8 protein-coding genes and 1 pseudogene are annotated in these 10,013 nt (G+C 59.3%); 5 read left to right on the forward strand and 4 right to left on the reverse strand.

Annotated features, from left to right (window positions below; all coding sequences use genetic code 11):
- Positions 1-694: 694 nt before the first annotated feature.
- From ACYVG7_RS07285 to ACYVG7_RS07295, 3 genes and pseudogenes are all read left to right on the forward strand, one after another.
- A pseudogene (locus tag ACYVG7_RS07285) lies at positions 695-1,078 on the forward strand (extracellular solute-binding protein); the annotation flags it as partial.
- A 63-nt stretch (positions 1,079-1,141) separates the two neighbouring features.
- Positions 1,142-2,410 (forward strand): ABC transporter permease, encoded by a 1,269-nt coding sequence (locus tag ACYVG7_RS07290; RefSeq protein ID WP_460882526.1) that lies wholly within the window; start codon positions 1,142-1,144, stop codon positions 2,408-2,410.
- Positions 2,411-2,423: 13 nt separating this feature from the next.
- A complete protein-coding gene (locus ACYVG7_RS07295; RefSeq protein WP_460882527.1) occupies positions 2,424-3,248 on the forward strand; it encodes an ABC transporter permease in 825 nt (274 codons plus the stop codon).
- Between the two features lie 305 nt (positions 3,249-3,553).
- Here ACYVG7_RS07295 and ACYVG7_RS07300 read toward each other — a convergent pair whose 3' ends face one another.
- Complete coding sequence (locus tag ACYVG7_RS07300) at positions 3,554-4,492, reverse strand: LysR family transcriptional regulator (RefSeq protein ID WP_460882528.1); 939 nt, start codon at positions 4,490-4,492, stop codon at positions 3,554-3,556.
- A 116-nt stretch (positions 4,493-4,608) separates the two neighbouring features.
- Here ACYVG7_RS07300 and ACYVG7_RS07305 point away from each other — a divergent pair, with 116 nt between their 5' ends.
- Entirely contained in the window at positions 4,609-6,069 is a 1,461-nt protein-coding gene (locus tag ACYVG7_RS07305; RefSeq protein WP_460882529.1) for an NAD-dependent succinate-semialdehyde dehydrogenase, read from the forward strand.
- A 38-nt stretch (positions 6,070-6,107) separates the two neighbouring features.
- Positions 6,108-7,385: a 4-aminobutyrate--2-oxoglutarate transaminase gene (gene gabT, locus ACYVG7_RS07310; RefSeq protein ID WP_460882530.1), complete on the forward strand. Its 1,278-nt coding sequence runs from the start codon at positions 6,108-6,110 to the stop codon at positions 7,383-7,385.
- A 109-nt stretch (positions 7,386-7,494) separates the two neighbouring features.
- Here gabT and ACYVG7_RS07315 read toward each other — a convergent pair whose 3' ends face one another.
- From ACYVG7_RS07315 to treZ, 3 genes are all read right to left on the reverse strand, one after another.
- Positions 7,495-7,803: a nucleotidyltransferase domain-containing protein gene (locus tag ACYVG7_RS07315; protein WP_460882531.1), complete on the reverse strand. Its 309-nt coding sequence runs from the start codon at positions 7,801-7,803 to the stop codon at positions 7,495-7,497.
- A complete protein-coding gene (locus ACYVG7_RS07320) occupies positions 7,803-8,225 on the reverse strand; it encodes a nucleotidyltransferase substrate binding protein (RefSeq protein WP_460882533.1) in 423 nt (140 codons plus the stop codon). The genes ACYVG7_RS07315 and ACYVG7_RS07320 overlap by 1 nt, the downstream gene beginning before the upstream one ends.
- A gap of 142 nt (positions 8,226-8,367) precedes the next feature.
- The coding region (gene treZ / locus ACYVG7_RS07325; protein WP_460882532.1) for a malto-oligosyltrehalose trehalohydrolase at positions 8,368-10,013 on the reverse strand (1,646 nt) is incomplete at its 5' end.

Raw genomic sequence — 10,013 nt, forward strand, 5'->3', positions numbered from 1 at the left:
ATAACCCCGAGGGTAGCATTGGCGAGGGAAAGAACACGCTTGGCATGCATGTCCTGTCCAAATATATCGTCGATGTGGTTGAGTATTAGTTCGTGGTTAAACATGGGGATAGTCTGTTGGGTATTAGCTGGTCAAGGATGGCGATCATACCTCAGAAGCCGCGCCACGCCTCGCTCATATGAGGGGATGGCTGAGGTTATTATGTGTTCGTATGACTCTTTTTTAGAATATTATTGGCAGCTTATTGGCAAAGGAATAATATATATTCCGCCGTTAAAAATTAGCAATGCACCAACTTTAAACAAATTTTCCAAAATGGGGCTACACCATTGGGAAATTAATGAGATATAATCAGTCCAGTGATGAATATACTGTCACTGCGCAAGCGAAAAACCTTCTAATCTCCCATCTTTGTCGTCTCTGTACAAGCTAAATAACCCGCTCATTGTTTAATGTTCTTCAATGTGAACATTAAAACGCTGCCATTTATACACCTAACTAATCCCCTTTATAGTGTGCTTCATTGGCCTAAATAACCGTTCCGAAATGTAGATCACTTATCCGGGAAAGAAGGGAACTCGGCGTCGTTTGTGCGATCTGATTAATCGCCAAACCAATCAAACGACAAACGAGCCGAGCCCGAAATGATACTAACACTCCCCGACCATGATGAGCGACGCCGGATCATCAACAAGATGGCGATGTGGTGATGAGCTCAGCCTACAACGGCCGTATCACCAATGCCCGCAATGAAGGCAATACCAATCTGGAAATTGTCTGGGACGGTGGTCTCTACGAGATGGAGTACTGGGTTGTGCCCAAGGGGACTCCGAACAAGGCCGAAGCCATGCAGTTCATCGCCTCGACCCTGTTGCCGGAGCGTCAGGTGGAATACTCCAAGCTGATCCCCTATGGCCCGACCCGCAAGAGTGCCAGTGCGCTGATCAGCCCCGAACTGGCGGCCGTGTTGCCATCTTCTGCCGAGAACATGAAGCAGGCGGCGGCTATAGATCCGGCCTTCTGGCTGGATCACGGTGAAGAGCTGGAGCGTCGCTTCAACGCCTGGGCGGCCAAGTAAGCCTGAGGCCAGGAGTGCCTACTGCTCCTGGCCGTTTTTATTTTCGACATCAGGATGATGAGTATGACTGCGACTACAGCACCCGAGACCGGAAGCGGGCTCTCGCCCCAGCTTGATACCACCAGCCTGCAGCAAAGGTTGCACCGGGCCGAGCGGATCAATCGCCTCAAGTCATTGGCCCTGATTGCGCCCCTGGTGCTGTTTTTATTGTTGATCTTCCTGCTGCCGATGGCCTTGATGCTCAAAAAAAGCATCGAGAACCCGGATGTGGCCGCCCTGCTGCCGCAGACCAGTGCCGAGCTGGCGCACTGGAATGGCCAAGCCTTGCCGGAGGAGAGTAGCTTCCGCGCTCTGGCCACCGAGATTGAGCGCGCCAATGAGGCGGATCAGCTCGGCAGTCTGGGCAAACGGCTCAATAGCGAGATCTCCGGCTATCGCAGCCTGCTGAATAATACCGCCGATGGTCTACCCTTTGACCCAGCACCGGACTCCTACCGGGAGGCGATGCTGGAGCTGGACCCGCGTTGGGGCGAACTGCCGTACTGGCAAGCCATAGAGCGCAATCGCAGCCCCTATACCGATGCCTATCTGCTCTCTTCCCTCGACTTGCAGCGCGATCAAGCCAGGCAAATCGTCAAGGTGAGCGAGGATCAGGCCATCTACCAGAATGTGTTTGCCCGTACCTTCTGGATGGGGCTGGTGATTACCCTGTGCTGTCTGCTGCTGGCCTATCCATTGGCTTACCTGCTGGCCACCTTACCGGCGCGCACCGCCAACTTGTTGATGATCCTGGTGTTGCTGCCGTTTTGGACCTCGGTGCTGGTGCGGATTGCCGCCTGGATCGTGCTCTTGCAGTCCAATGGCCTGGTGAACCAGTTCCTGATGACCCTCGGCATCATCGACACGCCGCTGCAGCTGGTGTTCAACCGCTTCGGTGTCTATGTCGCCATGGTGCATATCATGCTGCCGTTTATGGTGCTGCCGCTCTACAGCGTGATGAAGAGTATTCCCAACTCCTACCAGCGGGCGGCGATCTCGCTGGGCTGTTCGCCGATTGCCAGCTTCTGGCGGGTCTATTTTCCCCAAACCTACGCCGGTGTCGGCGCCGGTTGCCTGCTGGTGTTCATTCTCTCCATCGGCTACTACATCACACCGGCGCTGCTGGGCAGCCCGAATGATCAGATGGTGAGTTACTTCGTCGCCTTCTATACCAACTCCACCATCAACTGGGGGATGGCGACGGCGCTGGGCGGCTTGCTGCTGCTGGCGACCCTGTTGCTGTATATCGTCTACAACTGGCTGGTCGGCGCTGACCGTCTGAAACTGGGCTAATCAAGGAGCTGTTATGTTGCAACCCTATGCTTCGCTGATCGACCGTAGCTGGTACTGGAGTCACCGTGTGCTCTGCGGTCTGATCCTGCTGTTTTTGATGCTGCCGGTGCTGGTCATCATACCTCTGTCGTTCAACAGTGGTGCCTTTCTGGTCTACCCGCTGCAGGGCTTCTCCATGCGCTGGTACGAGATCTTCTTCACCTCGCCGGAATGGACGCGCGCGCTGACCAACAGCCTGATCGTCTCGCCGGCCGCGACCCTGGTCGCCATGTTCTTCGGCACCCTGGCCTCGATTGGTCTGACCCGCGCCAATTTCCGCGGCAAGGGATTGCTGACCAGCCTGCTGATTTCGCCTATGGTGGTGCCTGTGGTGATCGTCGGGGTTTCCTCCTACCTGTTCTTTGCGCCCATCGGCCTAGCGAACAGTTATCTCGCGCTGATCCTGGTGCATGCCGCGCTCGGCATCCCCTTTGTCATCATCACGGTGACGGCTACCTTGCAGGGCTATAACCAGAACCTGAGCCGTGCCGCCGCCAGCCTCGGCGCTTCGCCGGTACTGACCTTCTTCCGCGTCACTCTGCCGCTGATTGCGCCGGGCATGATCTCCGGCGCCCTGTTTGCTTTTGCCACCAGTTTTGACGAGGTGGTGGTGACCCTCTATCTGGCCGGACCGGATCAAGCGACCCTGCCACGGGTAATGTTCAGCGGTATTCGCGAGAATATCAGCCCGACCATAGCCGCCGCCGCGACTCTGCTGATCCTGACCTCTGTGGTGATGTTGCTGACTCTGGAGTGGCTGCGCGGTCGTGCCGAGAAGATGAAGGCCCAGACGGCATAAGCCTATCCTGTCGGTTCTACTCTATAAACGACTCGAGGAAGTGGCGTCGGGGATAACTTGAGAGCCGACCGTAGGCATCAGGGATAAGCCTCTCGAGTCCCTATTGTGGGTTGTGAATCAAACGGCGTGGAGTTTGGGCGAAGAGCAGACCGTTGGTGGCAGGGATGCCACCATCGAGTCTACAGGGATGTATTCACGACGGGTCTGCGATCGTCCAGACTCCACGCTCATGCCAGAATTTGTCGATGCAACACATCATCTGGACAGTGCCTTTTCGAGGGAACCGCATTCCTTCCAAGTAACGCTTATCCCAGCCGGTTGCGTTCCATCTGTTTCTGCAACAGCCGCATAAAGAAGTCGCGGGGCTTGTTGAGGCGTCCGAACTGGTGGGTGATGGCCGCCAGTCCCAGCTTGTAGCAGCGCTCCGCTGGCAGCAGCTTGCGCATCTTGCCCTCCTGCACCCACTTCTCGGCGTAATGTTCCGGCAGATACCCCACATAGGCGCCGGAGAGGATCATCACCGCCCGGGTCTCGTAGTAATAGGCGGTCGCCGTCTTGGCGAGGCCCACCATCTGCATCGCCACCTCGGGGTTACTCTGGATCCCGGCCTGCACCGAGCGGCAATTCTGCAGCCGCTCGCGCAACCGCTCCTCATCCTGCTCGCCAAACAACGGATGGCGATCGCAGCAGTAGAGGTAGCAGGTCTCTTCATACAGCGGCTGATAGATCAGACCGTCCAGCTGGCGGTGGTAGGGAATAAAACCCACATCCACCTCGCCATTCAAAATCATGCGCTCGATATCGCTCATCGGCGCAGTCTCGAACTGCACGAATACATCCGGGGCCTGCTGGCAGAACTCGGCCAGCACCTCGGGGAAGCGGCAGCGCTCGTCGAGACTGATGGTGTCGCTGGCGACCAGCTTGAGTTCGCCGGAGATCTGCACATGCAGGGCGTTGACCGTGGAGCGGAAGTCTTCCAGCTGGGAGAAGAGGCGCCGCACCGATTCATAGATGATGGCGCCCTCTTCGGTGAGGGCGAAGCCGGCGCGGCCGCGACTGCAGAGCTTGAGCTTGAGCCGCTGCTCCAGATTGGCCATATGCACACTGATGGTGGAGCGGCTGATGTTCAGCACGGTTTCAGCGGCCGAGAAGCCGCCGCACTCCACCACCGTCTTGAAGACCTTCAACAGACGGATCTCGTAGTCGCCCACTTGCCCCAATTCATTTAGCGAGACCTGCGCCATTGTTGTTACTTCCTCAAACCAAACATTGATGGGTTCTGATTTATGCCCGATTCAAGCGGGCCAATAATAACCGTAATGCCATACCCGATGGCCCCGTTTTCGAGTGGAGTCTTGTTATGTTTCATGCATCCATAGCGCCGCTGCTGCAACCCTTCTGCCACTGGCAGGATGGCGCCTGGCGCGCCACGACCGGCCTCAGTTTTCCCGTCACCAATCCGGCCGATGGCTCCTTGCTGGCGACCGTGGCCGATCAGGGTGGCCCCGAGGCGGAAGCCGCCATTGCCCGGGCGCATGCCGCCCTGCCGGCCTGGCAGGCGAAGAGTGCCAAAGAGCGCGCGGCCCTGCTGCGGCGCTGGTTCGAGCTGATCCTGGAGCACCAGGACGCCCTGGCGCTGCTGATGACCCTGGAGCAGGGCAAACCGCTGGCCGAGGCCCGCGGTGAAGTGGCGTATGGCGCCTCCTATGTTGAATGGTTTGCCGAAGAAACGAAACGCCTTTATGGCGATATTATCCCCGCCGCCAGCGGCGATCGCCGCCTGCTGACGATCAAGCAGGGGATCGGCGTGGTCGCGGCGATCACGCCGTGGAACTTCCCGAACGCCATGATCACCCGCAAGGTGGCACCGGCGCTGGGGGCCGGTTGTTGCATCGTCGTCAAACCATCAGATGAAACACCGCTCTCGGCGTTGGCGCTGGTGACCCTGGCGCGTCAGGCCGGGATCCCGGACGACGTATTCCAGATGGTGACCGGCCAGAACGCGGCGGCCATCGGGGATCTGTTCTGTGGCGATCCGCGGGTGCGCAAGCTCACCTTCACGGGTTCAACGCCGGTGGGCAAGCGTCTGATGGCCCAGAGTGCCAATACGGTGAAGAAGATGGGTCTGGAGCTGGGCGGCAATGCCCCCTTCATCATCTTCGACGATGCCGATCTGGATATGGCCCTCAAGGGGTTGATGCTGGCCAAATTCCGCAATGCTGGTCAGACCTGCATCTGCGCCAACCGCATTCTGGTGCAAGCCGGCATCTATGAGACAGTCGTCGAGCGACTGGTGGCGGCGGTGGCTGGCCTCAACGTCGCACCGGGCACCGAAGCGGGCGCGACCATAGGCCCGCTGATCAATGACAAGGCGGTGGCCAAGGTCGAGACGCTGGTGGCCGATGCCCTCGCCAAGGGCGCGACCCTGCTGGCCGGTGGCGAGCGCCACAGCGCCGGCGAGCTGTTCTTCCAACCGACCGTGCTGGCGAATATCCAGCGCGAGATGGCGATTTTCGACCACGAGATCTTCGGCCCGGTGGCCGCCGTGATGCGGTTTGAGAGCGAAGCCGAGGCCATTGCCCTGGCCAATGACACGCCGTTTGGTCTGGCCGCCTACTTTTACAGTCAGAACATGAGCCGCATCTGGCGGGTCGCCGAGCGTCTGGAATATGGCATGGTCGGCATCAATGAAGGCGGCATCTCCTCCGAGGTGGCTCCCTTTGGTGGCGTCAAGGAGTCCGGGGTGGGCCGTGAAGGCTCCAAGTATGGACTCGAAGAATTTACTGAAATCAAATACCTCTGCCTCGGTGGCCTCGGCTGATTGCCCGGACCCGGAGACTGGAATATCAAGGAGTGGATATGAGCAACAGCGAATTGCAGCAACGCAAACAGAAGGCCATCGCCCGCGGGGAAGGCAACTCGTTCACCGTTTATGTGCAGCGGGCCAAAAATGCCGAGCTGTGGGATGTGGAAGGCAAGCGCTACATCGATTTCGGCAGCGGCATCGCCGTGGTCAATACCGGCCACTGTCATCCCAAGATCACCGCCGCAGTCAAGGCCCAGGTCGAGAACTTCAGCCACACCTGCCTGATGGTCACCCCCTATGAGTCCGCGGTGACGCTGGCCGAAGGCATCAATGCCGCCCTGCCGGGGCCGACACCGAAGAAAACCATCTTCGTCACCACGGGCGGCGAGGCGGTGGAAAATGCAGTCAAGATTGCCCGCTCCTATACCGGTCGCTCGGGCGTTATCTCCTTCAACGGCTCCTTTCATGGCCGTACCCTGCTGACCATGGGGCTGACCGGCAAGGTGCAACCCTACAAGGCCGGTTTCGGTCCCTTCCCGGCGGAGCTGTACCGCATTCCATATCCGAATGCCTTGCTCGGCATCAGCGAATCCCAGAGCCTGGAAGCGCTGAACCAGCTGTTCAAGTGCGATATAGATCCGGAGCGGGTGGCCGCCATCATCATCGAATGCGTGCAGGGCGAGGGTGGTTTCTACCCGGCACCGGTCAGCTTTCTCAAGACCTTGCGGGCCCTGTGCGACGAGAAGGGGATACTGCTGATCTGTGATGAAATCCAGACCGGCTTTGCCCGTACCGGGCGCATGTTCGCTCATGAATATGCCGGTATCGAGGCGGATCTGGTGACCATGGCCAAGGGGCTGGGGGGCGGTTATCCGATTGCGGCGGTGGCTGGTAAGGCCGAGATCATGGATCACCCGCAACCGGGTGGACTCGGCGGCACCTACGCCGGTTCGCCGCTGGGCTGTACCGCCGGTGTGGCTGTGCTCGAGGCCATCCAGGAGGAGCAACTGTGCCAACGCGCCGAAGCCATCGGCGAGCGCCTGGTTCAGCATCTGCAGGCGATCCAGGCCAAGCATCCGGCGCTGGTGGGCGATATCCGCCACCTCGGCGCCATGATTGCCCTGGAGCTGGTGGAGAACGGCGATATCAACCAGCCCAATGCGGCGCTGACCAAGGCCATCTGCGCCGCGGCCGCCGAGCAGGGTCTGCTGCTGCTCTCCTGTGGCACCCGTGGCAACGTCATCCGCTTCCTGCCGCCGCTGACCATAGAAATGGAAATCCTCGACGAGGGTGCCGCCATCCTCAGCCGGGTGATCGATTCACTGGCGTAATCGCCGTCAGAACAACACGGGCCAGCAGATGCTCATGTCAGTTGGCGAGAGAGGTTGTCTCTCCCGAACTTATCATGACAGGCATGAGGCCAGCAGATGCTGGCCCGTTTTATTCTTGGCGCTGGTAAAAGAGCACCCCGACCCGGGTTATATGCTCCTGCAGCGCCGGATGATTCAGGCTGGCAAACAGCGAGAGATCGATCATCCAGGGCAACAGCAAATCGTCCAGCTCCACCAACAGATCCAGCAGTAATTCATGGCTCAGATCGGAACCGAACAGGGTGAGATCGATATCGGAGCCCGGCTTGAAGTTGCCTTTGGCGCGGGAGCCGTAAAGCACCGCCTGCTCGATCTCGGGGTGAGCGGCAAAGACGGCACAGATCTGCTCGATAGCCGAATCCGGTAGACCAAAGCGCATCACGCCTGCTCCCGATCCAGCATGTTTTGCATCGTCTGCTCCAGTGCCACGAAGGCTGGATAGAAGCGGGTCAGAATGTCGCTGGCGATACGTTGGGCCAGATCCTGCTGATAGGTGTGGGAGCTGAGATTGCGCGCCTTAATCATCTCCATCCAGGTCTCTCCATCCGCCAGCAGGCCATTTTTGAATGCGCTACGGATCGCATCGCGCGAGCCAATCAAGTCTGCAATGCCCTGAGCTTCGAGGAAATCTTTCAACAGATTCCAGGCCAGTTCATGGGTGAACTCGAAGACTTGGATCAGGCCCTGCATCTCAAGCTCCGAGAGTGGCCGTTGCGCCGCCAGCTCGGCTGCATTGCGCAGTGTTTTCAGGGCGCGCGCGTAATTATCAAAGCGCTGTATCCAGCGAATATCCGAGTTCATGGTCACCTTGCTGTGTCACTCCTGGGTTGCCGACAACTTATCAGAAGCCTAGTTGGTGCACACCGCGTTCTCCCTTATCAAGCTAACGGGCCAGCAGATGCTGGCCCGTTTTGTTGCTGCCCCGAGGGGCAAGGTGGGATGGTTATTCGGCGATGCGTAGATAGACATGGGCGCTGTAGGGGGGCAACTCGCCGGCGGTACCTGGTTCATCGGTGCTCAGGCACAGGGCCCAGGCGCCGCTGGGCAGTGCTTGTTGATGCTCGGCCGACAGGTTCAGCAGCGTCAGGCTCTCCTCGGTGCGCAGGCAGATGACGCCGGTGGCCGCGTCGCTGGCAATCTCGATGCTGGCCTTGTCCCGTGGGCCGAGTTTACCGGCACGTTTCAGGGCGATCAGCGCCTGATAGTAACGGAAGATATTCTGCCCCTCGTCGCTGGCCAGCCGTGGCCACTGCAGCTTGGAGTCGAGGAACGCCGCTTCGTCGTGGGCATCCCGTGGCTCGGCACCGCCAAAGGCAAACTCCTGGGTGCGACCGTGACGCACGGCCTGGATCAAGGATTGGTCGCCAAAGTCCTCGAAGAACAGGAAGGGGGCCGTCTCGCCATACTCTTCGCCCATAAACAGCATGGGCACATAGGGGCTGGCCATGATGGCGGTGATGGCCAGCAGCGCCTTGTCGCGGCCATAGCTGGCAATCAAGCGGTCACCGTGCAGCCGGTTGCCGACCTGATCGTGATTCTGGATATGCACCACATGCTCGGTGGCGGCGGTCTGGCGGCCATCGGTGCCCCACAGGCGTTGATAGAAGTGGTGTTGGCGGGTGCCATCCAGCACGAAGCTATCGCGCAGCGCTTTGACGATGTCATCGAAGCTGCCAAAGTTGGAGTAGTGGCGTCCGGTCTCACCGGTCAGGTAGGCGAACAGGGCATGGTTGAGGTCATCGTTCCACTGGCTGTGATAACCGTAGCCCTCGGCCGCTGTGACCTTGACGTCGTTGTTCAGATGCTCGGCGATCATCAGGATCTCGCGCCCTTGCTCGGCGCCGATAGTGCGGGCCAGATCGGTGATCTCACGCAGTATATGCTGCAGCGAGGCATCGAAAATCAATGACACGGCATCCATGCGGAAGCCGTCGAAGCCGACTTCCTGCAGCCAGTAGCGGGTATTGGCCAGATAGAAGTCGCGGATGCCGGCGTTGTGGCGGCCATCAAAGTTGATGGCGGCACCCCAGGGGGTGTTGGCTCGTTTGGTGTAGGGGGCGAAGACACCGCTGTAGTTGCCTTCCGGGCCGAAGTGGTTGTAGACCACATCCAGGATCACTGCCATGCCCAGCTGATGGGCCGTTTCGAGGAACAGCCGTAGCTCGGCATAGTCGCCATAGCCATGGTGCAGGGCGAACTGATAGGTGCCGTCATAGCCCCAGTTGCGATTACCGGGGAAGGCAGCCAGCGGCATCAGCTCGATCACCGTAATCCCCAGCGCCTGCAGATGGGGCAGTTGGTGCACCGCGGCGGCTAGCGTGCCTTCCGGGGTGAAGGTGCCAATATGCAGTTCATAGAGGATGGCGTCGTCGATGGCGACCCCTTGCCAGCCGGCGGATTGGGCTGGCTGGATCTCGGTGACCATGGAAGGGCCATGCACGCCCAGTGGCTGGCAGCGCGAGGCTGGATCCGGATAGGCGGTGCCATCGACCACGAAGCGGTACAGGGGTAAGCGTTCACCAGCCCCCCGTTGACAGTCGAATGTGACGATCATCTCTTGATCCCCTTTCGGGGGTTGATAGATCCTCC

This window comes from Pseudaeromonas pectinilytica (assembly GCF_054780855.1).